Genomic DNA, 22,637 nt, shown 5'->3' with positions numbered 1-22,637 from the left:
TGGCGCGGACGAGTTGAGTGCGTTGTAGAGATGGACATCGACGGCAAAGACGATGCGTGCGGCAAGGCAGGGCGGGCGGCCACGCTCCCCCTGTCGCTGTCGAACGACGCCGCCCGCTCGATGTTTGTGCGCCTCTTCGAGGCGGCCGGCGATGTCATCCTGATTTTCGACGCCAGGGGCCGCATCGAGGCGGCCAATCCGGCGCTCGAACGGATACTCGGCTACGCGCCCGACGAGGTGCGCGGCCGGTCGCTGACAATGTTGGTCGCCCCCGCGCAGCGCAGGGAGCTCGCAAGCCTGATCGCCGCCTATGCGGCCGGCGCGTCGCCTGTCATTGTTGGCCGGGGCGCGCACGAAATTCCGGTGAAGGGAAAGTGCGGCGAAGAGCGGTTCTTCGAAATCGTTGTCGAAAGGATCGCCGATGATGGCGGCCCGATGTTCCTCGCCATCGCGCGCGACGTCACCGAACGCCGGCAGCGCGACGCGAGCTTGCGCAGCAGCGAGGCGATGCTGCGCGCGCTGCTTGAGTTCGGAACCGACATCGCCACGGTTGTCGGTGCGGACGGCGCCATCTGCTTCGAAAGTCCCTTCACCAAGAACATTCTCGGCTATATCGACGACGATCTGGCGGGGGTCAACGCGCTTGAATTCGTCGATCCCGACGACCGGCCGCGCGTCGAGGCCGCCCTTCTCTCGATCCTGGCCGAAGCCGGCAAACGCACCGAACTGGAAGCGCGCTTCCGGCACAAGGACGGCACCCCGCGCACCCTCCATCTGACCGGCACCAATTGCCTTGAACATCCGGCCATCGGCGGCATCGTCATCAATGCCCGCGACGTGACCGAACGCGTGGCGGCCGAGGAAGCGCGCGAGACCAGCGACCGCCGGCTGCACCAGGCACAAAAAGCCGCGCGCATGGCGGTCTGGGACATCCACCTGCCGACCGGCCGCATGTCCTGGAGTCCGGAATCGGGCACATTGTTCGGCATCGGCGCCGACGACCGCGTGGCGGCACAGGATCAATTCTTCCGGCATGTGCACCGCGACGATCTCGACGGCTTTCACGCGGCGCTGGCCGGGGCTGTCGAAACCCGGGCCGAGAACTTCACCCATGAGTTTCGTATTCGCGCCGCCGGCGGCCGCTTCCTGCATGTCCGTGCCCATGGCGGCTGCATCATGGACGACAACGGCGTGCCGCTCTTTCTGGCCGGCGTGGCGCAGGACGTCACCGACTATTGCCTCGCCCTCGAAACCCTGCGGCAAAGCGAGGCGCGCCTGACCGAAGCGCAGCGCATGGCGAAATTCGGCCATTGGGAACTCGACATCAGGACGGAGGAACTCATCTGGACCGACGGAATCTACGAGATGTTCGGTCTCGACCGGGAGCAATTCGGCGCCACCTACGAGGCCTTTCTCGATGCGGTCCATCCCGACGACCGCGACCTCATCAATGCGGCCTACCGCAAGTCGCTGGTCGATCGCACGCCTTACGTCGTCACCCACCGGCTGCGCCTGGCCGACGGCACCGTCAAATGGGTCGAGGAGCGTTGTGCCACCGAATTTGACGCCGAAGGCAACCCGCTGCTGTCGCGCGGCACCGTCCAGGACATCACCGAGCGCAAGCTGACCGAACTGGCCGTTGTCGCGGCGCGCGACGAGGCCGTTGTCGCCAACCGCGCCAAGTCGGAATTCCTGGCCAATATGAGCCACGAATTGCGCACGCCACTGAATGCGATCCTGGGCTTTTCCGAAATGATGCAGCGCGAGGTCTTCGGCCCGCTCGCCGTGCCGAAATACCGCGAATATGTCGGCGACATCCTGAAAAGCGGCCGCCATCTCCTCGATGTGCTGAGCGACATCATGGACGTCTCGCGCGTCGAGGTCGGCAAGATCGACTTCGAGCCCGAGGACATTTCGATCCGGCAGCTGGCCGATGCCTGCAAGGTGATCGTCGGCGGCCGCATCCGCGAAAAGCGGCAGCATTTCTCGGTCGCGATCCGCCGCGGCGCCGGCACCGTCCATGCCGATCCGCGCCTCGCCAAGCAGGTGCTGCTGAACCTGCTCTCGAATGCGTTGAAGTTCACGCCCGAAGGCGGCCGCATCGAGCTGACGGCACGGCGCACCCGCGCCGGCGAGATCGCGCTGTCGGTCGCCGACACCGGCATCGGCATCGCGCCGGAAGATATCGCCCGCGTCGTCGAACCCTTTGTCCGCGTCGAGGGCGCGCTGGCCCGCACCCATGAGGGCACCGGCCTCGGCCTGGCGCTGACCAAATCCTTCATCGAACTGCATGGCGGCCGCCTCGAAGTCGAGAGCCGCCTCGGCGAAGGCACCACCGTCACCGTCTACTTCCCGGCCCCTGCGCAAGCCCGGCACGGCACCGCGGCCTGAGCGCCGCGGCGGCGGGCGCCCTTACACCGCGCGCATCGCTGCGCGCGGTGAAACATGTTCAGCGCTTCGAGCCGTGGCCCGGATCGTTCTTGTAGGGGGATTGCCGGTCGTCGCCGCGATAGCTGTCGCCGCCGCGGAAGGGCGTGGCCCCCTGGAAGGCGTTGTGACGATAATGCCGCTGCTCGTCGCGGTGATAGTTGCGATCCCGGCCGAGGTAGTAATAGTAGCCGTCGCGCCCCCAATAGCCGCCCAGATGCGGGCCGTAATAGCCATTGTAATAGCCGCCTTCCGTGCTGCTGATGTTGGTCGGGACGTTTCGGCTGTCGTCGCCGCGATAGCCGTCGCCGCCGCGAAAGGCCGTGGCCCCCTGGAAGGCGTTGTGACGGTAGTGCCGCTGGTCGTCGCGGTGATAGTTGCGATCCCGGCCGAGATAATAATAGTAGCCGTCGCGCCCCCAATAGCCGCCGAGATGCGGGCCGTAATAGCCGTTATAATAGCCGCCTTCCGTGTTGGCGTAGTTCTGGCCGTATCGGTTGTCGGTGCCGCGATGCCGGTCGTCGCGGTGGAAGGGCGTGGCGCCCTTGAAGGCCTCGCGGCGATAATGGCCCCTGTCGTCGCGGTGATAATTGCCGTCCCGGCCGAGATAATAATAGGCGCCGTCGGGCCCCCAGTAGCCGCCGGCATGCGGGCCGTAATGGCCGTCATAATAGCCGTCATAGATGTTGGTATAGCCGCTGCTATAGACAGGGGCTTTGCTCTGCATCGTCGCGCGCGGCTGCTGCGGATAGGGCTCGACGCAACCGGCCAGCGCCAGCACGGCCGCCACGCCGCCAATCGTCAGGATTTTTGTTTTCACGGGATCGACCTCAAAATGTCAGCGCGCCGCGGGCGCGTTCGGCCGCGAACGGACGCGGCAAACGCATTGTCGCGGCGAAGCGTGCCGCCGGCGAGACTCGGAAACTACCAAGCCAAGCACCGGCGATGGCCCTCGGAATTTCCGCAAATGCCGGCGATGGCCTCAGGCATCTCCCAAAATAAAACTGTCACCCCGGCGAAAGCCGGCAACAAGCGCCGGGATGACACCTGAGGGTGGGAGGGGCAATCCCCAAATCGTTCTTGCGAGCCGAAGGCGAAGCAACTCAAAACCGATTGAGGTACAGAATAATCGCCATGCGACGCCGCCTCTGCGTCTCTGCGCCTCTGCGTGAGCCCTTCCTTCGCGTCTCCGCGTGAGTCCTTCCCTTCCCATCGCCGCGCCGCCCCGCATGCCATCGCAAGCCTGGCACCGCGAAATTGCACACACGCGTCTTTTCCCTAAAATGCGCCCTTCACAAACGGGAAAGGGCAAGGCTGATGGCGGGTTCGGAGAAAACGGGGCAGGGCGCCGGCGGCGAGGGACGCAAGGGCGGCTTGCCGCTTTGGGCGAAGATACTGGCCGTGCCCGCTGTTCTCGTGCTGCTCTACGGCGCGATCGTCGCGACCGATGCGGTCCCCGCGCTTCATCCCGCTGCGCTCTTTGCGAGCGGCCCCGTCATCGACGCCAGTTCGCTCGAGGCCCTCGAGCGCTCCATCTTTCAAATCGTCGCCGCGCTGCCGGAGGAGGAAGAGGAGGAATTCCAGACCATCTTCACTTACCTGAGCTGGAGGGGCATCGATCGCGCGACGGGCGAGAGGCCTGACTACATGGCCCGGTTCGCGCCCTGGCACGGCTACACCGGCGCGCGCCTGGTCGCCCGCCACCGCGCCGCCCATCAGGCCGAAGTCGCGGCGATCGAGGCCGCATATGCGCGCGATGCCGAGGCGTCACGCCTCGCCAATGTCGCCCGCGGCCGCGAAGAAGTGCGCCGCCTCGAGGCCGAAATCGCCCGCGAGCCGGAAATCCGCGCCATGCTCGCCAAGGTGGACGTCGCCTTGACCCGCTTCAGCGGCCATCAGAATCGTCTGGCGGCGCGGCTTCCCGATCACATGCCGGACTACAGGGAATTTTATGTCGACGCCGACTTCGTGCTCACCAACCGGACCGGGCTCGACCTCGGCCTGGTGCAGGTCGAGTTCGAGCTGTTCGACCGCAAGGACGGGTCGCGGCTGTCGCGGGATCTTGTGTATCTCGATTTCATCGGTCTGGGCGACGGCCTCGATCCCGAGATGGTGCGGATCGTCCGTGTCGGCGGCGGCAGCCTCTCCAACGGCCAGACGCGGCGGATCAATGTGCCGGACCTCTTTTATACGCGGGATCATTTCAAGGGCCGGGTGCCGACCTCCGCCGAATTGACGAGCAACATGAGACTGAGTGCCGGCACCGTTGCGCTGGAAGACGCAGCGAGCCAGAACGCCTACATCCTGAGTGCGGTGGAAGATGCCCGCCGCGAACTGAACGAATGGCAGGTCTATCTCGACAGGGGTTACTGAAGAGGCCGGCGCGCGGGCGGGCAGGGGCAAACCCCAAATCGTCATTGCGAGCCGAAGGCGAAGCAACCCGGAACCGATTGAGGCACACCGCCATACGACACCCCCTCTGCGTCTCTGCGCCTCTGCGTGAATCCTTCCTTCGCGGCTTCGCGCCTTCGCGTGAACCCCCTGTTCACCGCGCCGCAAGCAATACCGAATGCCCCGCGCAGTCCGGGTCGTCCGGCGTGAACGCGACAAGCCGCATTCCCGCCTCGTTCAACAGTCGCTCATACTCCCCGATCGACAGGCTCGCATGATAAACCGCCGCCCCGTCGACCGAGCCGATGGCCTCGCCCTCGGAAGGCCCGACGGTCACCAGAAGTGCGCCACCCGGCGCGACATGGGCGCAGAGCCGCGGCAGCGTCGCGCGCTGTTCGTTCGCCGTCAGATGAAAGAAACTGTCCCAGGCGATCACGCCGGCGAAGGTCGCGCCGAGATCGAGCGTGCGCATATCCGCCTCAAGCCAGCGCGCGCCGGGAAACCGCGCCCGCGCGATATCGAGCATCGGGCCCGCAAAATCGACCCCGCAAACGCGCCGCCCCTGCGCGACGAGATACCCCGCCACCGGCTCCCCCGCGCCGCAGCCCACATCGAGAACACTGTCCCCTGCCGCGCCGAACGCCAGCAGCCGATCGAGCCACCCCTTCTCGAACAACGCCCGGCTCCGCTCTGCATCCCACGCCGCCGCATGAGCCTCATAGACAGCCTTCGTTTGCGTTGTCACATCGTCCATCGCGCGCTTTTGCCCTCACACTCTCCACAACCACAACTGTCGCCCGGGCGTTCGCCGGGATGACACCGAGGGGAGGAGGGGCAGGGGAAAAATCCGCTTCCGGCGCGACCTGTCTGCCGTAGCCTTGGCGAAGGTGGAAGCGCCAGCAAACCTTCTCCGCGGCTCCGCGTCTCCGCGTGAAACCCCTTAAACCCCCTTCAGCGCCCGCTTCGCCGCCTGCGGCTCGCGCTCGATCACGCGCAGCAGCATCCGGCTCGGCTGGTCCGGCGCCCGGCGGCCCTGTTCCCAGTCGCGCAGCGTGCCGACGGGAATCTTGAACGTCTCCGAAAATTCCTTCTGCGTCATCCCGAGCCGCGCCCGCATCGCCTTGACGTCGATCTCGGCCGGAATATGAACCCGCGCCCCCGCCGCCTTGCCGCGCGAAAAGGCGAGGGCCTCTTTCAAGCCTTGCTTGATGTCGCGTCCAACCTTGTGCATGTCGGCCTCGCTATCTTCGCCCACGCGGTCACGAGAAAAATCAATTCATTTGTTATCGATAGCCAAAACTGGGCGACCATTGCTTTCAGCGTCCAATCTGGCACGAGGGTCAAATGCGGGGGATGCCAAACCGAAAACAACGCTTTCCAGTTCTTCAGCGGGGATATGAAGCGCTTCTGCAATATCGTGCTTTGTAATTCGATCTTTCCAAAGCTCCCGAAATACGGTTTGCCAGATAAATGAAAACTCGTGGGGTATTGGATCAGGCTCAGTTGTTCTAAAGCCGAGTCTGTTTATTTCGATAAAGAACCTCCGGCTTTGCCACTCGCTCAGTATGCCGAGTTTGCTCAAGCGATATGTCAGCGCGGAGAGTGACACTCCCCAGCGTTTTTTGGCTATCCTGATTTGATCAAGCGAATTGATATAAAGAATACGCGAGCGAACATCAGCCTCAGGCATCAAAAAACTCGCTGCAAACATGTTAGCCTCAGCTTCAGCGTTCTTTTGCTGAGGGCCGCCATGTCGGTGCAGACAGAGGTGTCCAAGTTCGTGTGCTGCATCGAACCGGCTGTGCTCAGATGATTTGAAGGTGTTGAGAAAAATGTAGGGAATAGCTCCTCTCCAACACGAAAAAGCATCGACTGAGCGAGTGTTCTCTGAGAGAGAAAAAACCCTGACGCCCTTTGCCTCAAGCAACTCAATCATGTTGCTGATGGGCTGCTCGCCCAATCCCCAACGGGACCTCAAGCGCCTTGCTGCAATCTGTGGGTCACGTTCATGTCCGAAATCAAATAAGTCAGCTGACGGCAGATTGAACCTGACTTCGACCCAATCCGAGACAAGAAACGCAACCGAGGCAGCAGCCAACGCAGCGTCGCGCTCCTTTGCGGACATAGATTTCAAACTGCGAAAGCTGGCAGCGTCTTTTTCAACTTCCTCCACATCAGGGCCGAAGAAAAACTCGATAGGAAAAGAGAGGGCGGTAGCGAGTGCCTTAATTGTTTCGTCCGTTGGTTCGTTATCGGTTCTTTCAATCCTGGAAATTGTGACCGCACTAATGTCCGATATTCTCGCGAGTTCGGTGCTGGTCATACGCCGCCGTTTGCGGGCCAGCTTCAGGCGACTGCTGTTGAATACAGGCATTTTACTTCTTGGAGACTACAGGTTTGATCTCGGACGCTGGTGCCTCATCGCTGAAATCGAGCAGCCCGGAGGGCCCCAAGTCGCCTTCACCAAGAATGAAAATCCGCTCGACAATGTTTGAAAACTGCCCACCCGTCACGCCAAGCGGACGAGACAGCTCGCAAGTCACGGTATTGTTGGGAAAGGCAACATACACATACCACGCCTCAGCCCTGTCAAACTCACTGAGGTGGGCGAGTCGCTCTTCGCGTTCCTTCTCCATTTCGGGAAACAGGAAACCGGTTGAAGCTTCCTTGATAAAGAGCTCCTTCGCGGGGCCAATCGCTGAAATCGCCTTCGGATCGCGTCCGTCGATGCATGTGCAGTCCGCAGTCTGGAACATAATCTTTAGCGAGCGCGCGGCGTTGTATGCGGACTCAATATTGTAATGGCTTACGGGTTCGTAACCCCCGGCGTCAGCGCAAACCTCGCGGAGGGTCCGTACCCCGTAGATATATGCAAGCAAGCCCTTAGCGATGCGGGGGTCAAAAGCGACGCTGTCATTTCTCGCGGCAAGCGCACCTAGGGCAATCCGCATGACTTCGACCCGTCCGAGGCCGAAATGCTCCCGAAGGCGAGCTTCGACCTCGTCAGTGTCTTTCAAGATCGTGCATGGCAGCATCTTGGAAATCCTTGTTAAAAATTCTTCCCTCATTTGAGGGGAAAAATTTTAACAAGTCAACCCCTCACTCAAACCCCTCCGTATGCACCTGATCCAGATCCGAGAACCGCGTCACATCGGCCTGGAACTGCAGCTTCACCGTTCCGGTCGGCCCGTGGCGCTGCTTGCCGATGATGCATTCGGCCAGCCCGTGCACGCGACCCATTTCCTCCTGCCACTGAAGATGTTCGGGCGTGCCCTCGGTCGGCTCGCGCCGCGAGGCGTAATATTCCTCGCGGAAGACGAACATCACCACGTCGGCGTCCTGCTCGATCGAGCCGGACTCGCGCAGATCCGATAGCTGCGGCCGCTTGTCGTCGCGGTTTTCGACCTGGCGCGAGAGCTGCGACAGCGCCATGATCGGCACGTCGAGTTCCTTGGCCAGCGCCTTGAGGCCGGTGGTGATCTGCGTCACTTCCTGCACGCGGTTCTCGCCGGCCTTGCCGCTGCCCGCCAGCAATTGCAGATAGTCGACGACCAGAAGCCCGAGGCCCCGCTGCCGCTTCAGCCGCCGGGCACGCGCCGCCAGCGTCGCGATGGTCAGCCCGCCGGTGTCGTCGATATAAAGCGGAATGCTCTGCAGCTCGCGCGCCGCCTCGACAAGCTGGTGAAACTCGTCCTCATGAATGTTGCCGCGGCGGATGCGTTCCGACGGCACGCCCGATTGTTCGGCCAGCAGGCGGGTCGCCAGCTGCTCCGACGACATTTCGAGCGAGAAGAAGCCGACAATGGCGCCGTCCAGCGCCGTCACCGTGCCGTCGGGGTGGTGCTCGGCCTTGTAGGCCTTGGCGGCGTGAAAGGCGATGTTGGTGGCAAGCGCCGTCTTGCCCATCGAGGGCCGGCCGGCAAGGATCAGCAAGTCCGAGCGCTGCAAGCCGCCGAGGCGATTGTCGAGATCGCGCAAGCCGGTCGAAATGCCGGAAAGCCCGCCATCGCGCTTGAAGGCTTCGGCCGCCATGTCGATCGCGGTGTTGAGCGACTCGTGAAAGCTCTGGAAGCCGCCTTCATATTTGCCGCGCTCGGCCAGTTGATAGAGCGATTGCTCCGCATCGAGAATTTGTTGCGCCGGCGTGTCGTCGACCGGCGCGTCATAGGCGCGGGAATGCATCTCGATGCTGACCTGGATCAGCTCGCGGCGGATCGCCAGGTCGTAGATCGTGCGGCCGTATTCCTCGGCATTGATGATTGTCGTCGCCGCGCCGGCGAGCCGCGCCAGATATTGCGGGCCGCCGATCTCGCTGAGCGCCGCGTCGCGCTCGAAATAGTTTTTCAAGGTCACCGGCGAGGCGAGGTGGCCCTGCGTAATAAGCTTCGCCGCCGCCTCGTAGATGCGGCCATGCAGCGCGTCGAAGAAATGCGCCACCTCGAGGAAGCCCGCCACGCGGTCATAGGACTCATTGTTGACCAGGATCGCGCCCAGCAGCGCCTGCTCCGCATCGATATTGTGCGGCTGCACCCGGTAGGCGGTGGCGTCGTTGGCTTCGGGCGTCGGCGAATAGGCGGCTTGCGAATTTTCCATGGCACTCGTTCTAGTCGAAACAGGCCGCCCGATGGTATGCGAATGAGGGGTGATTCGCCGTCGTCCCCAACTTCGTTATACAGGGGTGGGGATAAGTGGAGAGATCATTCACAAGCGCCTGTCGCGTCACGGGAATTTTCCATCGGGCCCTGTGGAATAGTCGCGAAAACGGGGATAAGTCGGCTTATCCCCGGGGGATAAGTCGGGCCCGGCACCGTTTGTGACAGTTTTTTGACAGTTTTGTGACAGAGGGGGGGGCCGCAGCCGTTTTCGCTGCCGCCGCGCTGTCATTTCCCCGGCTTTATCCCCGCCTCCGGACGGCCTAGGCTCGACCCGTTGCAACCAATGGGGGAGGGACTTCCATGAACGCCGCCAATGACTACGCGACCCTTGTGGGCCGCATTTTTCTGTCCGCGCTTTTCATCCTTGCAGGGATCAACAAGGCGATGGGCGCTGAAGGCACCATCGGTTTCATTGAATCCAAGGGCCTGCCGCTGCCGCAAATCGTCTATGTGGCCACGGTGGCGCTTGAACTCGGCGGCGGCATTCTGCTGCTGATCGGTTATCAGGCGCGTCTCGTGGCGCTCGCCTTCGCGATCTTCTGTGTGCTGGCGGCCGTGATCTTTCATCCGAGCTTGTCGGATCCGTCCTTCCTGAAGAACTTCGCCATCGCCGGCGGCATGCTCTATGTCTTCGCCCACGGCGCCGGTCGCTACAGTCTCGACGCGCGCCGCGGCGCCTGAACAAATGCCTGCGGCGCATGCATCCGATGCGCCGCAGGCTTTTTCGTTTCAGTCGCTGGCGCGCAGCTGCCGCGCGCCATGCGCCGCCGCGTTGAGTGCGCGTTCGTCCTCGATCATGTAGTCGCGGGTCAGCGGCAGCGTCGCGATGTTGCGCGCCAGCTGCAACTGGAACACGGCCATGCCTTCGTTGCGGAACGAGGTTTCGGAACCGGCGAGATAGAATTCCCACATCCGGCAGAAGCGGTCGTCATAGATATGCGCCGCCGTGTCGCGCTTTTCGATGAAGCGCCGCCGCCACTCGCGCAGCGTTTCGGCATAGTGGAGCCGCAGCACTTCGACATCGGTCATCCAGACGCCGCTCAGTTCCGCCGCGCTGGTGATCTCGCTCAAGGCCGGAATATAGCCGCCGGGAAAGATATATTTGGCGATCCACGGATTGGTCGAGCCGGGCCCGTCGAGCCGCCCGATCGTGTGAATCAGCGCCACGCCGTCATCCGTCAGCAGGTCATGCACGCGGTTGAAGTACTCGCGGTGATGTCCGACGCCGACATGTTCGAACATGCCGACCGAGACGATACGGTCGAAATTTTCCGTCAGTGCACGGTAGTCCTGCAACCGGAAATCGACGCGGCCCGTCAGCCCGCGTTCCTCGGCGCGGCGGCAGGCGACCTTGTGCTGCTCGTGGCTCAGCGTCACGCCGACAACCTCGGCGCCGGTTTCCTCCGCCAGCGTCAGCGCCATGCCGCCCCAGCCGCAGCCGATATCGAGCACGCGCATGCCGGGCTCGATGCGCAGTTTCGCCGCGATGTGGCGCTTCTTGGCCGTCTGTGCCTCTTCCAGCGTCATGTCGGCTTGCGCGAAATAGGCGCAGGAATATTGCTTGTCGGCATCGAGAAAGAGATCGTAGATGCCGCCGTCGAGATCGTAGTGATGGGCGACGTTTTTCTGCGCGCGGCCGATCGGGTTGCGCTGGTCGATGCGCCGTTTGGCGCGTCGCAAGGCGCCATAGACTTCAAAAATCGGACCGGCGAAGCGCGTGCCGAGATTGGCCGTCAGGATGTCGAGAAATTCATAGATCGTCGCCGGCGGATCGATGGTCAGCCGACCGTCCATAAAGGCTTCGCCGAGTTTGAGATAGGGATTGAACGCCATCTCGGTGCCGACGGATTTGTCGTGCAGCCGAACGGTCACGCGCACGCCGCGCCCGTCGCCGAACTCGCGTATCCGGCCATTTGCGCTCACCACCGTCAGCGCACCGCGTTTGACGATTTGTCTGAGAAGCGAACTGAACAGCATCGAACCCTCCTGCACCGAGGTTCGCCTGAACATCAGGTCCTCGGTCTGCCGTGCGGCGCGACCGTTTCCGTTTGATCATCTAAGTTTAATCGCGCCGCACATGCAAGCGCCCAAAGAAAAAGGGCGCCCCTCGGGAGCGCCCTTTCGAAAGTCCGGTCCCGCAAAGGGACGAAACTCTATTCCTTGTTTTCCGCGGCTTCCGGCTCACCCTCGGTGGCCTCGTCCTCGTCGTGCGGCGCCAGCTCCTCGGATTCGAAGAATGCGGCCGCCTCGATGGCTTCTTCGTCGTCGTCGTCGTGGCGCTGCGTCAGATCTTCGCCCGCCATCTGCCGGTTGGCTTCTTCTTCGGTGCGCGCGACATTGACCGTGATCGTCGCCGACACCTCGGGGTGCAGCACGATGCGGATCGGGTGCAGGCCGATCGTCTTGATCGGCTTGTCGAGCACCACCTGGTTGCGCGCGGTCGTGAAACCGCCCGTCGTCATCGCATCGGAAATATCCCGCGTGCTGACCGAACCGTAGAGAACGCCGGTTTCGCCGGCCTGGCGCAGCACGATGAACGACTGCCCCGCAACCTTCGGAAGAAACTGTTCGGCTTCTTTCTTCAGTTCCAGGTTGCGCGCCTCAAGCTGGGCGCGCTGGCCTTCGAAGCGAGCGATGTTTTCCTTGGTGGCGCGAAGAGCCTTCTTGCGCGGCAGCAGGAAGTTGCGCGCGAAGCCGTCTTTGACTTTGACGACTTCGCCCATTTGACCGAGCTTCTCGACCCGTTCCAGAAGTACGACTTGCATCGTTGTTTTCCTTTTCCCGGGCCTTAGCCGATCACATAGGGAAGCAGGGCGAGAAAGCGCGCGCGCTTGATGGCACGGGCGAGTTCACGCTGCTTTTTGGCCGACACGGCCGTAATGCGCGAAGGGACGATCTTGCCGCGCTCCGAGATGTAGCGCTGCAGAAGCTTCACGTCCTTGTAGTCGATCTTCTGAGCATCGGCGCCGGAGAACGGGCAGGTCTTGCGGCGGCGGAAAAAAGGCCGGCGTGCAGGTTGTGACGTGCTCATGATGCCGCGCCTCCTTCTGTGTCTTCACGGTCGCGACGGGGTGCGCGCTCGCGGTCGCCGCCGAAGCGGCTGCCACCACGGTCGCCGCCGAAGCGGTCGCTGCGTTCACGGTCGCCGAAACGGCCGCCGCGATCGCCACGGTCGCCGCGATCTCCACGCTCGCCGCGGTCGCCACGATTCTGCATCACGGCCGACGGCTCGGTCTCATGCTCTTCGACACGCACGGTGAGGAAGCGCAGCACGTCTTCGTTGATGCCCATCTGACGCTCCATTTCGGCAACGGCCGCATGCGGAGCATCGATGTTCAAAAGCGTGTAATGGCCTTTGCGGTTCTTGCGGACCTTGTAAGTGAGGTTGCGAAGACCCCAATACTCGGCCTTGCCGATCTGGCCGCCATTTTCCTTGATGATGGTCGAGAACTGCTCGGTGAGCCCCTCGACCTGTTGCTGCGACACGTCCTGCCGCGCAATAAAAACATGCTCGTAAAGAGCCATGAGCCTTTTTCCTGTTGTATCCGGCCCCGGTGCAAAGCCCCCTTTGAGCCCTCAAAAGGCTCGAAAGGACCACCAAAGAAGCGGAGACACCGGAACCCGGACTTGCATGCCCTGCCGCGCCCTTGGGCGCGGTGTTCCGTTCAGCCTCCAACCAAGGCCTTCAGAAGCCGCGCAATATACGGAAAAGCGGGGGCGAGGCAAGGATCAAATGGTCGCCGCCGTGGCTTGACTCGGGGTCGCCAGCCGGTATTTCTTGGCGCTCCGGTCCGGCACCCGTCGGACATCGAAAAAGGTCTGGAAATCAGCCAGATATCGAGCCGGGTGGCAGGAGCGGGGAGCGTCGATGACGAGGGCTTTCATCTTTCCGGGACAAGGGTCCCAGACGGTCGGCATGGGCCGCGAACTGGGCGAGGCGTTTGCCAGCGCCCGTGAGGTCTTCGACGAGGTCAACGAGGCGCTCGGCCAGAACCTCACCAAGTTGATGTGGGAAGGCCCGCAGGAGGACCTGACCCTGACCGAGAACGCCCAGCCGGCGATCATGGCCGTGAGCCTTGCCGTGATGCGTGTGCTGGAAAGCGAGGGTGGCGTCAGTCTCGCCGGCAAGGCGGCTTTCGTGGCGGGCCATTCGCTCGGCGAGTATTCAGCGCTGGCCGCGGCAGGCGCCTTCACGCTCTCCGACACGGCGCGCCTTCTGAAGATCCGCGGGCAGGCCATGCAGCGTGCGGTCCCGGTCGGTGCCGGCGCGATGGCGGCCGTTCTGGGCCTTGAATATGAGGCTGCCGCCGAGGTCGCGGCCGAAGCGGCGCAGGGCGAAGTCTGCGCGGCCGCCAACGACAATGGTGGCGGACAGGTCGTCGTCTCCGGCGCCAGGGCGGCTGTCGAGCGCGCCATCGAAATCGCAAAAACAAAGGGCGCGAAGCGCAGCATGCTGCTGCCCGTCAGCGCGCCGTTTCATTGCGCATTGATGCAGCCCGCCGCCGACGAGATGGCCGAGGCGCTGGCCTCGGTGGAGTTGAAAGCGCCCGTCGTGCCGCTGGTCGCCAATGTGACCGCCTCCCGTGTTGCCGATCCCGCGACCATCCGCCAGCTTCTGGTCGAGCAAGTGACCGGCATGGTGCGCTGGCGCGAATCTGTGCTTTACATGGAAGCGCAGGGCGTTTCGGGCTTCGTCGAGATCGGCACAGGCAAGGCGCTTTCCGGCATGGTGAAGCGTATCGCCAAGGAACCCGAAATTCACGCCGTCGGCACTCCGGCCGATGTCGAGGCCATTCTCAAGATCCTTTAAGGAGCCCATGATGTTCGATCTCAGCGGCAAAAGCGCTCTTGTCACAGGTGCTTCGGGTGGCATCGGCTCCAGCATCGCTCGTGCCCTTCACCGTCAGGGCGCGACGGTCGGCCTCTCGGGCACCCGCAAGGAAGCGCTTGATGCACTGGCCGGTGAGCTCGGCGAGCGGGCGCATGTGCTGCCCTGCAATCTCTCCGATGCCGCAGCCGTCGACGCGCTTGCAAAGCAGGCCGAGGAAGCGATGGGCAGCCTCGACATTCTCGTCAACAATGCGGGCCTCACCCGCGACAACCTCTTCATGCGCATGAAGGACGAGGAATGGGACGAGGTCATTCGCGTCAATCTCACGGCGGCCTTCCGCCTCTCGCGTGGCGTTCTGCGTGGCATGATGAAACGACGCTGGGGCCGCATCATTGGCATCACGTCGGTCGTCGGTGTGATGGGAAATCCCGGTCAGGGCAACTACGCGGCGTCAAAAGCCGGCATGATCGGCATGACGAAGTCGCTGGCGCAGGAAGTCGCCAGCCGCAACATCACCGCCAATTGCATCGCGCCCGGTTTCATTCGCAGCGCCATGACCGACGCGCTGAACGAAGACCAGCAGGCCCGCATCATGGGGACGATCCCTGCGGGCCGTCTTGGCGAGGCCGACGAAATTGCCGCCGCCGCGGTCTATCTGGCGAGCCAAGAGGCGGCCTACGTGACCGGGCAGACCCTCCACGTCAACGGCGGCATGGCGATGATCTGACGCATCGCGACGATGCGGCAGAAAAATGTTAGTAAATACAGTGCCATAGACACGGGCGGGCGAAGTTTTCGTTCGCTGGTGCAGGGTTGAAAAGTGTGTTACCTAAGCGCTCGATTTGGCTTGCGGTCCTGCCTTGAAATGGGCCAGAAGAGGGGCATCCTTTCCGCCGAAATCGACAGTATCCGTTCCTCGCCGCATGAAGCGAGCAGCAGGGTGCTAGAGGCCGGTCGAAACCAAAAGATCTGAGGATTTAAAATGAGTGATATCGCGGAACGCTTGAAGAAGATCGTGGTCGAGCACCTGGGCGCCGATCCGGACAAGGTCACCGAGAGCGCGAGCTTCATCGATGACCTCGGCGCCGACAGCCTCGACAATGTCGAGTTGGTCATGGCGTTCGAAGAAGAATTCGGCGTGGAAATCCCGGACGATGCGGCGGAAAAGATTTTGACCGTCAAGGACGCGATCGAATTCGTCAAGGCGAACGCCAAGTCCTGATTTTGTGTGCAAGGTACGAGGGCCGGGCGCGCAAATCGCACCCGGCCTCGTATCTTTGCAACTTCGCGCCGTTTTCGGACTCTGATGTGGAGTTGGGATCGATATGAGACGCGTCGTCGTCACTGGATTGGGTATGGTCTCGCCGCTGGGTTGCGGCGTTGAAACCACATGGCGCCGGCTCCTCAACGGTGAGTCCGCGGCCCGCAAGATCGAAAAATTCGAGACCGCCGATCTTCCCTGCAAAATTGCGATGCCTGTCCCGCGCGAAGGCGAGGGGGCGTTCCTCCAGGACGACTGGATGGACCCGAAGGAATCCCGGCGTGTCGACGATTTCATCGTTTTCGCGGTGAGTGCCGCGACGCAAGCACTGGACGACGCGGGCTGGCACCCGGCGACCGAAGAAGAAAAATGCCGCACCGGAACGATGATCGGCTCGGGGATTGGCGGCCTCGAAGGCATCGCCGAAGAGGCCTATACACTCCGCGACAAGGGCCCGCGCCGTGTCAGTCCCTTCTTCATTACCGGTCGGCTGATCAATCTTGCGTCGGGCTATGTTTCGATCCAGCACGGGCTGAAGGGCCCGAACCATGCGGTTGTCACGGCCTGTTCGACCGGCGCTCATGCGATCGGCGATGCGGCGCGTCTGATCGCGCTCGATGATGCGGATGTGATGGTTGCGGGCGGCGCGGAATCGGCAATTTGCCGCATCGGCATCGCCGGATTTGCGGCCTGCCGCGCGCTCTCCACCGCCTACAACGACACTCCGGAGCGCGCGTCCCGTCCATATGACAAGGATCGCGACGGCTTTGTGATGGGCGAGGGCGCCGGTGTTGTGGTGCTTGAAGAATATGAACATGCCAAGGCGCGCGGCGCGAAGATTTATGCCGAGGTCGCCGGTTACGGCCTTTCCGGCGATGCCTATCACATTACGGCACCACCGGAGGACGGCAACGGCGGCTTCCGTTCGATGCAGGCCGCGCTGAAACGCGCCGGCATTTCGCCGTCGGATATCGACTACATCAATGCGCATGGCACCTCGACCATGGCAGACACGATCGAACTCGGCGCCGTTACGCGCATGCTTGGCAACGCGGTCAGCACGGTCTCGATGTCGTCGACCAAATCCTCGATCGGGCATCTGCTCGGCGCGGCCGGCGCCGTTGAAGCAATCTTCTGCATGCTGGCCATTCGCGATGGCATCATCCCGCCGACGCTCAATCTGGACAATCCCTCCGTTGAGTCCGAGATCGATCTCGTGCCGCTCAAGGCCCGCAAGAAGGAGGTCAACTATGCGCTCAGCAACTCCTTCGGCTTCGGCGGCACCAACGCCTCGCTGGTGGTGAAAAAGGTCACCGGTTGACGGACGGGGAAAACACACCGGAAGTTCCCGCTGCCGCCGCTAATGCAGCCCCACCTCGGCGGCGCATCATGCGCCTTGTTCTGATCGCCTTGATCGTCCTGCCGTCGCTGGCCGCACTGACGGTGGGCGCCCTGTTTCTCTATGGCAAGCATCGTTTCGAGGCGGCGGGACCGCATGCGGAACCGCGCATCGTCATGCTGTCGCCCGGCATGGGCGTCCGCGCCATCGCCACCCGGCTCGACGAGGCGGGGGTCATCTCCGACCGGCAAATTTTTCTGGCGGGCGTGCGCCTCAGCAAGGCCGATGCGACGCTGAAGGCCGGCGAATATGAAATTCCCGCCTATGCCAGCATGTCGGCGATCGTCGGCATCCTGCGCGAGGGCCGTTCGATCCTTCATCGCATCACAATCCCCGAAGGGCGCACCAGCGAGCAGGCGATGCTGATCGTTGCCGCAGATCCGATCCTCGTTGGCGAAGTGCCGCGGACGCCGCCGGAGGGCGCCTTGTTGCCTGAAACCTACAGCTTCACGCGCGGGGCGACGCGGGCCGAACTGGTTGTGTTGATGCAGAAGGCCGCGAGCGATCTGATGGCGGAGCTCTGGGCGGCCCGCGCCGAAAACCTGCCTTTCAACACGCCGGAAGAGGCGATCATTCTGGCCTCCATCGTCGAGAAGGAAACGGGCGTCGCTTCCGAGCGTCCGCGCGTCGCGGCCGTATTCGTCAATCGTCTCCGCAAACCGATGCGCCTGCAATCCGATCCGACAATCATTTATGGGTTGGTTGGCGGGAAGGGCGCACTGGGCCGTCCGATCCGTCGCAGCGAGATCGACAGACCGACCGCTTATAACACCTATCAGATCGACGGCCTGCCTCCGACGCCCATTGCCAATCCCGGCCGGGCGTCGATCGAGGCCGTTCTGAACCCGCCCGTAACGGACGAGTATTACTTTGTCGCCGACGGCACGGGCGGCCACGTCTTTTCCCGGACGCTGGCTGAACATCAGCGCCGTGTGCTGGAATGGCGGCGGATCGAACGTGAAAAGGCCCGGGGAAGCGTCGAAAAAGAAGCGATCCGATGACGCGTCGGACGCCGGTTTGCGTCTGTCGCCTGCTATAATCGGCCCGCCAGTATCCATGATTCCCGCCAAGGAGACCCAATGCCGCTGACCAGCATGACAGGTTTTGCCCGCGTCGAGGGCGAAGCGGGCCTCGCGCGCTGGCACTGGGAGTTGCGGAGCGTCAATGGCAAGGGGCTCGATGCGCGGTTCCGGTTGCCGGCGGGCTTCGATGCGGTGGAGCCGCGATTGCGGGCTGAAATGGCAAAACATCTGAAGCGCGGCAATTGCCAGGCAAGCCTCACTGTCGACCGGAGCGCGGCACCTGCGCCGCTTCGCGTCAACAAGGAGGCGCTGCGCGTTGTGCTCGAAGCCATTGTCGAGCTGCGGCGCGATATCGAAATGAAACCGCCGCAACCTGAAGGTATTCTGGCCCTGAGGGGTGTGCTCGAAAGCGCTGATATTGTCGAGGAAAGCGAAGAGGTGCGTCAGGCATTCGAGGAGGCTGTTGTCATATCCTTTGGCGAGGCGGCGGCAATGCTGGCCCGCGCCCGTGCCGAAGAAGGGGCAAAGCTCGAAACCATGCTCCGGGCCCATGTCGATGAAATCGAACGTCTGACGAAGGCGGCTGCGGCATCGCCCGCCGCGACCGCCGAAGCGATGCGTACCCGCCTGTCGGCGCAAATCAGTGAACTTCTCAGCGCTTCCTCCTCGCTTTCCGCAGAACGTCTGGCTCAGGAAGCGGCGTTGCTCGCCACCAAGGCCGATGTGCGCGAGGAGATCGATCGTCTCAATGCCCACATCGCGCAGGCGCGGGACATCTTTGCCGGCACCGAGGCGGCCGGCAGACGTCTCGATTTTCTGACCCAGGAATTCAATCGCGAAGCCAACACGCTCTGTTCCAAAGCCGCCGACATCGGCCTCACCCGTATTGGCCTGGAGTTGAAGACCGCCATCGATCAGCTTCGCGAACAGGTCCAGAACGTGGAATGACGGGCCTGAAATGACAGAAATCGACATTCATCGCCGCGGTCTGATGCTGGTTCTCTCCTCGCCCTCCGGTGCGGGCAAGACGACGCTCTCGCGCCGGCTCCTTGAGAGCGATCCGGAGATCGACATGTCCGTCTCCGCGACCACCCGCAAGCCGCGACCGGGCGAGGTCGATGGAAAGGACTATTTCTTTCTGAGCACCGAAGATTTCGGGATCATGCGCAACAAGGGCGAGTTCCTCGAAAGCGCCAAGGTCTTTGGAAATTATTACGGTACACCGCGCCAGCCGGTGGAGGAGGCGCTGTCCAAAGGCCGCGACGTTCTGTTCGACATCGACTGGCAGGGAACGCAACAGCTCGACGAAACCGCGCCGGAAGATCTGGTCAAGGTCTTTATCCTTCCACCTTCGGCGCAAGAGCTTGAAAAGCGCCTTGAGCGGCGTGCGCAGGATCCGGCAGATGTCGTGGCCTCTCGCATGGAAAAGGCATCGGACGAAATAAGCCACTACCAGGAATATGAATACATCGTCGTCAATGACGATGCAGACAGGGCCTTTGCTGCGTTGCTTGCAATTTTGCGCGCCGAGCGTTTGAAGCGCCGCCGTTTGACGGGCCTGTCCAATTTCGTAAAGCAGCTTCGCGAAGCACTCTGAGCAACGCCCCGGGGTGCGGAAGGTCAGGGTTTCAGAACGATTCGTCCCATCACGCCGCCCTTGCGCAGATCGTCAAGCGCTTGCGAGCCCTGCCCGAGGGCACGTTCGCTGACCGGGATCGGGTCGATCTTGCCGGCCTTCACCAACTCCATCATCTCATGCGTCTCGCCAAGCGAACCGACATAGGATCCGCCGATCGAGATGGCCCGCATCGGAAACATCGGAATGGGCATCGAGAAGCCACCGCCGAAAAGGCCGACGATGACCACCTGGCCGCCCTTGCGCACGATGCTGGTTGCGAACTTCAACGACGCTTCCGAACCGACGAAGTCGACCGCCGCCGGGACGCCACCATTCGTGTCTGCCAGCACTTTCTTGATCGCCTCGGGGTCCTTCGGATTGTAGACCTCATGCGCTCCCGCGCCCTTGGCCGCCTGCAGCTTGCTGTCGTCGACATCCGCGCCGAGCGGTGCTGCGGGAAACATCGCACGGGCGAACTGAAGGCCCATCATGCCGACACCGCCCAGACCGACTACCATCACGCGCTCTTCGGCGGAAATTTCGCCGAGCTTCTTCATCGCACCATAGGCCGTCAGACCCGAACACATGTAGGTAGCAGCCAGCCCGTCTGCGACGCCCGCATAATCGATCAGATAGCGCGGGTGAGGAACGATGACATGAGTGGCGTAGCCGCCGGCCACTTGAATGCCGAGGTTGCGCGGCTTGTTGCACAGATGTTCGTCGCCGCGTTTGCAGGTCGGGCATTCGCCGCAGCCGATCCAGGGATAGGCGACACGGCGCGTTCCGATTTCGACATCGCCGGCCTCGGGCCCCGCGGCGATCACTTCGCCTTCGATCTCGTGGCCCAGTGTGAAAGGCAGTTGCCGCCCGCCGCGCACATCGAGTTTGTTGCCGCCGCCCATATCGAAATATCCGTCATGGATATGCACGTCCGAGTGGCAGACGCCGCAATGCGTCACCTTCAGCAGAACTTCCGTACCTTTCGGCTTGGGCGTTTCACTTTCGACGATATGCAGCGCCTGGCCGTACTCGACAATGGCTTCGGATTTCATAGGGTCGTCTCCCGGGAGTTTCGGCGCGGCGCAGCTTTGCGACAGCAGATTGGCCGCTAATGTGGCATGCGGCGGCGACGCTCACAACCTCGGCGAGAAAATTCAGGGTCCCTGAACATAAGCGCGAGCCAGCGCGCAGAACTGCTCGACGGTCAATTCCTCGGCGCGTTGCGTCGGCAGAACGCCGGCCGCCTCGATCATCAATGCCGGATCGCGTCCCAGCGATTTCAGGCTGGCACGCAACATCTTCCGTCGCTGGCCGAAGGCGGCCGCAACCACCGTTTCGAGCGCGCGCGGGTCAGCGGGAGCCAGCGGCGTGTCGCGCGGCACGAGCTCGACAATCGAGGAGGTAACGGATGGCGGTGGCGTGAAGGCGCGGCGATCCACATCGAACAGAATGCGGGGCCGGGTCCGCCACTGGGCCAGGACGCCAAGTCGCCCATAGGCCTTGCCGCCCGGCACGGCGACGATCCGCTCGGCCACCTCCCGCTGGAACATCAGCGTCAGGCTCGAAAACCACGGCGGCCATGGCTCGGTTTGAAGCCAGCCGACAAGCAGCGGCGTGGCGATGTTGTAGGGCAGGTTGGCAACGATGCGGGCAGGGCGGTCGACCAGTGAAGCCATCTCTGTTTCCAGTGCGTCGCCTTCGACAAGCGTCAGCCGCCCCGGATAGGCAGCGGCAACCTCTTCCAGTGCCGCAATGCAGCGCCTGTCGCGCTCTATGGCGATAACGCGCCGTGCGCCATTGTCGAGCAGCGCCCGCGTCAACCCGCCCGGCCCGGGGCCCACTTCGATGACGTCATGCCCCTCCAGGGGACCGGCCGCCCGGGCGATGCGTCCTGTCAGGTTCAGGTCGAGCAGAAAATTCTGTCCAAGCGCTTTTCGCGCCGCGAGCCCGTGGCGGGCAATGACGTCGCGCAGTGGCGGCAGCGCCACCCCGGTCATGCGTGCGCCCGCCGGCGCGCCATTTCACCGGCGGCCTGAAGTGCCGCCACAAGGCTGCCCGCATGAGCGGTACCACTCCCGGCGATATCGAGTGCCGTGCCGTGATCGGGCGAAGTGCGGATAATCGGCAACCCCAGCGTTGTGTTGACACCATGCTCGAAATCGATGGTTTTGAGCGGAATCAGGGCCTGGTCGTGATACATGCAGAGCACGGCGTCGTAGCGCGCCCGCGCCGCCGCGTGAAACAGCGTGTCGGCCGGCGCCGGTCCCCAGATCTCGACATAGGGCGCCGCGGCACGGATGGCATCGATTGCAGGTGCGATGATGTCGATTTCTTCGCGGCCGAGATGCCCGCCTTCGCCGGCATGAGGATTGAGCGCCGCCACCGCAATGCGCGGGCGAACGATGCCGAAATCGTCACGCAGCGCGCGCGCCAGGATCGTTCCCTGCGCCGCGATGGCGGGCATGCTCAATGTCGTTGCGGCTTCCTTGAGCGACAGATGTACCGTCGCCGGCACCACGCGCAAGCCGGGGCAGGAGAGCATCATCGCGACGGGAGCGCCGCCCGTCCGTGCCGCGAGATATTCTGTGTGGCCCGGCAGTTCCAGTCCGGCATCATAAAGTGTTTTCTTGTGAATGGGGTTTGTGACCATGCCGCCCGCTTCGCCCAGCATGGCGAGATCGCAGGCAAGATCGATGGCGGTGAGGACAGCGCCTGCGTTGGCAGTCGCAAGCCGTCCCGGTTCAGCCATCTCGGCCAACGGCACGGGCAGCACAGGCAAGGCGCGCGGAAAAACGTCGATCGCTTCTTCGGCCCGTCGGATTTCCTGCACCGGTCCGCCGAGGGCGCGATAAAGCGCCGGGTCGCCGGTTACAAAAAAACAAGGCAATGACATGCCTTCCCTGGAACGCCATGCCTTGAGCGTGATCTCGGGGCCGATGCCGGCCGGCTCTCCCATGGTCAGGGCCAAGGGTAAAATGCCGCTGGATGCTGCAACGCGCGACATGGCTGGCGCACCCCTTCGGGCTTCGGCGA

The 22,637-nt window shown here is 62.9% G+C and carries 23 protein-coding genes; 10 read left to right on the top strand and 13 right to left on the bottom strand.

The annotated features are described in order from the left end of the window. Window positions 1-30 precede the first annotated feature (30 nt). Window positions 31-2,391, top strand: a complete 2,361-nt coding sequence (locus Q7V31_RS04990; RefSeq protein WP_304732746.1) for a PAS domain-containing sensor histidine kinase — start codon at window positions 31-33, stop codon at window positions 2,389-2,391. Window positions 2,392-2,449: 58 nt separating this feature from the next. Here Q7V31_RS04990 and Q7V31_RS04985 read toward each other — a convergent pair whose 3' ends face one another. Beyond that, window positions 2,450-3,247, bottom strand: coding sequence for a hypothetical protein (locus Q7V31_RS04985; RefSeq protein WP_304732744.1), 798 nt, complete (start codon window positions 3,245-3,247; stop codon window positions 2,450-2,452). 497 nt (window positions 3,248-3,744) lie between these two features. Between Q7V31_RS04985 and Q7V31_RS04980 the strand changes: the two genes are divergently transcribed. Continuing rightward, window positions 3,745-4,800 (top strand): hypothetical protein, encoded by a 1,056-nt coding sequence (locus Q7V31_RS04980; RefSeq protein ID WP_304732743.1) that lies wholly within the window; start codon window positions 3,745-3,747, stop codon window positions 4,798-4,800. A 172-nt stretch (window positions 4,801-4,972) separates the two neighbouring features. On the opposite strand, the gene Q7V31_RS04975 is transcribed toward Q7V31_RS04980, so the two are convergent. The 5 genes from Q7V31_RS04975 to Q7V31_RS04955 all read right to left on the bottom strand — a co-directional run bounded on the left by Q7V31_RS04975 (window position 4,973) and on the right by Q7V31_RS04955 (window position 9,411). Then, window positions 4,973-5,572, bottom strand: coding sequence for a trans-aconitate 2-methyltransferase (locus Q7V31_RS04975; protein WP_304732742.1), 600 nt, complete (start codon window positions 5,570-5,572; stop codon window positions 4,973-4,975). 186 nt (window positions 5,573-5,758) lie between these two features. Then, a complete protein-coding gene (locus tag Q7V31_RS04970; protein WP_304732740.1) occupies window positions 5,759-6,049 on the bottom strand; it encodes a DNA-binding transcriptional regulator in 291 nt (96 codons plus the stop codon). A 45-nt stretch (window positions 6,050-6,094) separates the two neighbouring features. Next, window positions 6,095-7,192, bottom strand: coding sequence for an XRE family transcriptional regulator (locus Q7V31_RS04965; protein ID WP_304732739.1), 1,098 nt, complete (start codon window positions 7,190-7,192; stop codon window positions 6,095-6,097). Between the two features lies 1 nt (window position 7,193). Next, entirely contained in the window at window positions 7,194-7,853 is a 660-nt protein-coding gene (locus Q7V31_RS04960) for a hypothetical protein (protein WP_304732737.1), read from the bottom strand. Window positions 7,854-7,917: 64 nt separating this feature from the next. Next, window positions 7,918-9,411 carry a replicative DNA helicase gene (locus Q7V31_RS04955; RefSeq protein WP_304732736.1) on the bottom strand — a complete coding sequence of 498 codons (1,494 nt, stop codon included), beginning with the start codon at window positions 9,409-9,411 and terminating at the stop codon, window positions 7,918-7,920. A 362-nt stretch (window positions 9,412-9,773) separates the two neighbouring features. Here Q7V31_RS04955 and Q7V31_RS04950 point away from each other — a divergent pair, with 362 nt between their 5' ends. Continuing rightward, window positions 9,774-10,154, top strand: a complete 381-nt coding sequence (locus Q7V31_RS04950; protein ID WP_304732734.1) for a DoxX family protein — start codon at window positions 9,774-9,776, stop codon at window positions 10,152-10,154. 48 nt (window positions 10,155-10,202) lie between these two features. Here Q7V31_RS04950 and Q7V31_RS04945 read toward each other — a convergent pair whose 3' ends face one another. The 4 genes from Q7V31_RS04945 to rpsF all read right to left on the bottom strand — a co-directional run bounded on the left by Q7V31_RS04945 (window position 10,203) and on the right by rpsF (window position 12,998). Further along, window positions 10,203-11,450, bottom strand: a complete 1,248-nt coding sequence (locus tag Q7V31_RS04945; protein WP_304732732.1) for a cyclopropane-fatty-acyl-phospholipid synthase family protein — start codon at window positions 11,448-11,450, stop codon at window positions 10,203-10,205. Between the two features lie 176 nt (window positions 11,451-11,626). Further along, the gene (rplI, locus tag Q7V31_RS04940; protein WP_304732731.1) at window positions 11,627-12,238 is read right to left on the bottom strand and encodes a 50S ribosomal protein L9; all 612 of its coding nucleotides are present in this window, start codon (window positions 12,236-12,238) and stop codon (window positions 11,627-11,629) included. A gap of 23 nt (window positions 12,239-12,261) precedes the next feature. Further along, the gene (gene rpsR / locus Q7V31_RS04935) at window positions 12,262-12,504 is read right to left on the bottom strand and encodes a 30S ribosomal protein S18 (RefSeq protein ID WP_304732730.1); all 243 of its coding nucleotides are present in this window, start codon (window positions 12,502-12,504) and stop codon (window positions 12,262-12,264) included. Beyond that, window positions 12,501-12,998, bottom strand: coding sequence for a 30S ribosomal protein S6 (rpsF, locus tag Q7V31_RS04930; protein WP_304732729.1), 498 nt, complete (start codon window positions 12,996-12,998; stop codon window positions 12,501-12,503). Before rpsF ends, rpsR begins: the two co-directional genes overlap by 4 nt. A gap of 343 nt (window positions 12,999-13,341) precedes the next feature. Here rpsF and fabD point away from each other — a divergent pair, with 343 nt between their 5' ends. The 7 genes from fabD (at window position 13,342) to gmk (ending at window position 19,583) form a co-directional block, all read left to right on the top strand. Then, window positions 13,342-14,283 (top strand): ACP S-malonyltransferase, encoded by a 942-nt coding sequence (fabD, locus tag Q7V31_RS04925; RefSeq protein ID WP_304732727.1) that lies wholly within the window; start codon window positions 13,342-13,344, stop codon window positions 14,281-14,283. 10 nt (window positions 14,284-14,293) lie between these two features. Further along, a complete protein-coding gene (gene fabG, locus Q7V31_RS04920; RefSeq protein ID WP_304732726.1) occupies window positions 14,294-15,031 on the top strand; it encodes a 3-oxoacyl-[acyl-carrier-protein] reductase in 738 nt (245 codons plus the stop codon). Between the two features lie 255 nt (window positions 15,032-15,286). Further along, on the top strand, window positions 15,287-15,526 hold the full coding sequence (locus Q7V31_RS04915) for an acyl carrier protein (protein ID WP_304732724.1): 240 nt from the start codon (window positions 15,287-15,289) through the stop codon (window positions 15,524-15,526). Window positions 15,527-15,629: 103 nt separating this feature from the next. Then, the gene (gene fabF, locus Q7V31_RS04910; RefSeq protein WP_304732723.1) at window positions 15,630-16,886 is read left to right on the top strand and encodes a beta-ketoacyl-ACP synthase II; all 1,257 of its coding nucleotides are present in this window, start codon (window positions 15,630-15,632) and stop codon (window positions 16,884-16,886) included. 68 nt (window positions 16,887-16,954) lie between these two features. Then, a complete protein-coding gene (mltG, locus tag Q7V31_RS04905) occupies window positions 16,955-17,965 on the top strand; it encodes an endolytic transglycosylase MltG (RefSeq protein WP_304732722.1) in 1,011 nt (336 codons plus the stop codon). Between the two features lie 78 nt (window positions 17,966-18,043). Next, window positions 18,044-18,934 (top strand): YicC/YloC family endoribonuclease, encoded by an 891-nt coding sequence (locus Q7V31_RS04900; protein ID WP_304732721.1) that lies wholly within the window; start codon window positions 18,044-18,046, stop codon window positions 18,932-18,934. 10 nt (window positions 18,935-18,944) lie between these two features. Beyond that, the gene (gene gmk / locus Q7V31_RS04895; RefSeq protein WP_304732720.1) at window positions 18,945-19,583 is read left to right on the top strand and encodes a guanylate kinase; all 639 of its coding nucleotides are present in this window, start codon (window positions 18,945-18,947) and stop codon (window positions 19,581-19,583) included. A gap of 23 nt (window positions 19,584-19,606) precedes the next feature. Here the strand turns inward: gmk and Q7V31_RS04890 are convergent, their stop codons facing one another. From Q7V31_RS04890 to pdxA, 3 genes are all read right to left on the bottom strand, one after another. Beyond that, the gene (locus tag Q7V31_RS04890) at window positions 19,607-20,656 is read right to left on the bottom strand and encodes an alcohol dehydrogenase (RefSeq protein WP_304732719.1); all 1,050 of its coding nucleotides are present in this window, start codon (window positions 20,654-20,656) and stop codon (window positions 19,607-19,609) included. A gap of 102 nt (window positions 20,657-20,758) precedes the next feature. Continuing rightward, on the bottom strand, window positions 20,759-21,601 hold the full coding sequence (gene rsmA / locus Q7V31_RS04885; protein ID WP_304732717.1) for a 16S rRNA (adenine(1518)-N(6)/adenine(1519)-N(6))-dimethyltransferase RsmA: 843 nt from the start codon (window positions 21,599-21,601) through the stop codon (window positions 20,759-20,761). Beyond that, window positions 21,598-22,608, bottom strand: coding sequence for a 4-hydroxythreonine-4-phosphate dehydrogenase PdxA (gene pdxA, locus Q7V31_RS04880; RefSeq protein ID WP_304732716.1), 1,011 nt, complete (start codon window positions 22,606-22,608; stop codon window positions 21,598-21,600). The genes rsmA and pdxA overlap by 4 nt, the downstream gene beginning before the upstream one ends. Window positions 22,609-22,637 lie beyond the last annotated feature (29 nt).

The sequence above is a fragment of the Parvibaculum sp. genome, assembly GCF_030651915.1.
Taxonomy (GTDB): domain Bacteria; phylum Pseudomonadota; class Alphaproteobacteria; order Parvibaculales; family Parvibaculaceae; genus Parvibaculum.
The sequence above is the reverse complement of the archived record's forward strand: the minus strand, read 5'-3'. Positions and strand labels throughout refer to the sequence as shown.

Excerpts from the sequence above, each read along its gene's own strand:
- Q7V31_RS04990 (WP_304732746.1), top strand. The coding sequence starts at position 31 with ATGGACATCGACGGCAAAGACGATGCGTGCGGCAAGGCAGGGCGGGCG.
- Q7V31_RS04980 (WP_304732743.1), top strand. The coding sequence starts at position 3,745 with ATGGCGGGTTCGGAGAAAACGGGGCAGGGCGCCGGCGGCGAGGGACGC.
- Q7V31_RS04975 (WP_304732742.1), bottom strand. The coding sequence starts at position 5,572 with ATGGACGATGTGACAACGCAAACGAAGGCTGTCTATGAGGCTCATGCG.
- Q7V31_RS04970 (WP_304732740.1), bottom strand. The coding sequence starts at position 6,049 with ATGCACAAGGTTGGACGCGACATCAAGCAAGGCTTGAAAGAGGCCCTC.
- Q7V31_RS04965 (WP_304732739.1), bottom strand. The coding sequence starts at position 7,192 with ATGCCTGTATTCAACAGCAGTCGCCTGAAGCTGGCCCGCAAACGGCGG.
- Q7V31_RS04960 (WP_304732737.1), bottom strand. The coding sequence starts at position 7,853 with ATGCTGCCATGCACGATCTTGAAAGACACTGACGAGGTCGAAGCTCGC.
- Q7V31_RS04955 (WP_304732736.1), bottom strand. The coding sequence starts at position 9,411 with ATGGAAAATTCGCAAGCCGCCTATTCGCCGACGCCCGAAGCCAACGAC.
- Q7V31_RS04950 (WP_304732734.1), top strand. The coding sequence starts at position 9,774 with ATGAACGCCGCCAATGACTACGCGACCCTTGTGGGCCGCATTTTTCTG.
- Q7V31_RS04945 (WP_304732732.1), bottom strand. The coding sequence starts at position 11,450 with ATGCTGTTCAGTTCGCTTCTCAGACAAATCGTCAAACGCGGTGCGCTG.
- rplI (WP_304732731.1), bottom strand. The coding sequence starts at position 12,238 with ATGCAAGTCGTACTTCTGGAACGGGTCGAGAAGCTCGGTCAAATGGGC.
- rpsR (WP_304732730.1), bottom strand. The coding sequence starts at position 12,504 with ATGAGCACGTCACAACCTGCACGCCGGCCTTTTTTCCGCCGCCGCAAG.
- rpsF (WP_304732729.1), bottom strand. The coding sequence starts at position 12,998 with ATGGCTCTTTACGAGCATGTTTTTATTGCGCGGCAGGACGTGTCGCAG.
- fabD (WP_304732727.1), top strand. The coding sequence starts at position 13,342 with ATGACGAGGGCTTTCATCTTTCCGGGACAAGGGTCCCAGACGGTCGGC.
- fabG (WP_304732726.1), top strand. The coding sequence starts at position 14,294 with ATGTTCGATCTCAGCGGCAAAAGCGCTCTTGTCACAGGTGCTTCGGGT.
- Q7V31_RS04915 (WP_304732724.1), top strand. The coding sequence starts at position 15,287 with ATGAGTGATATCGCGGAACGCTTGAAGAAGATCGTGGTCGAGCACCTG.
- fabF (WP_304732723.1), top strand. The coding sequence starts at position 15,630 with ATGAGACGCGTCGTCGTCACTGGATTGGGTATGGTCTCGCCGCTGGGT.
- mltG (WP_304732722.1), top strand. The coding sequence starts at position 16,955 with ATGCGCCTTGTTCTGATCGCCTTGATCGTCCTGCCGTCGCTGGCCGCA.
- Q7V31_RS04900 (WP_304732721.1), top strand. The coding sequence starts at position 18,044 with ATGCCGCTGACCAGCATGACAGGTTTTGCCCGCGTCGAGGGCGAAGCG.
- gmk (WP_304732720.1), top strand. The coding sequence starts at position 18,945 with ATGACAGAAATCGACATTCATCGCCGCGGTCTGATGCTGGTTCTCTCC.
- Q7V31_RS04890 (WP_304732719.1), bottom strand. The coding sequence starts at position 20,656 with ATGAAATCCGAAGCCATTGTCGAGTACGGCCAGGCGCTGCATATCGTC.
- rsmA (WP_304732717.1), bottom strand. The coding sequence starts at position 21,601 with ATGACCGGGGTGGCGCTGCCGCCACTGCGCGACGTCATTGCCCGCCAC.
- pdxA (WP_304732716.1), bottom strand. The coding sequence starts at position 22,608 with ATGTCGCGCGTTGCAGCATCCAGCGGCATTTTACCCTTGGCCCTGACC.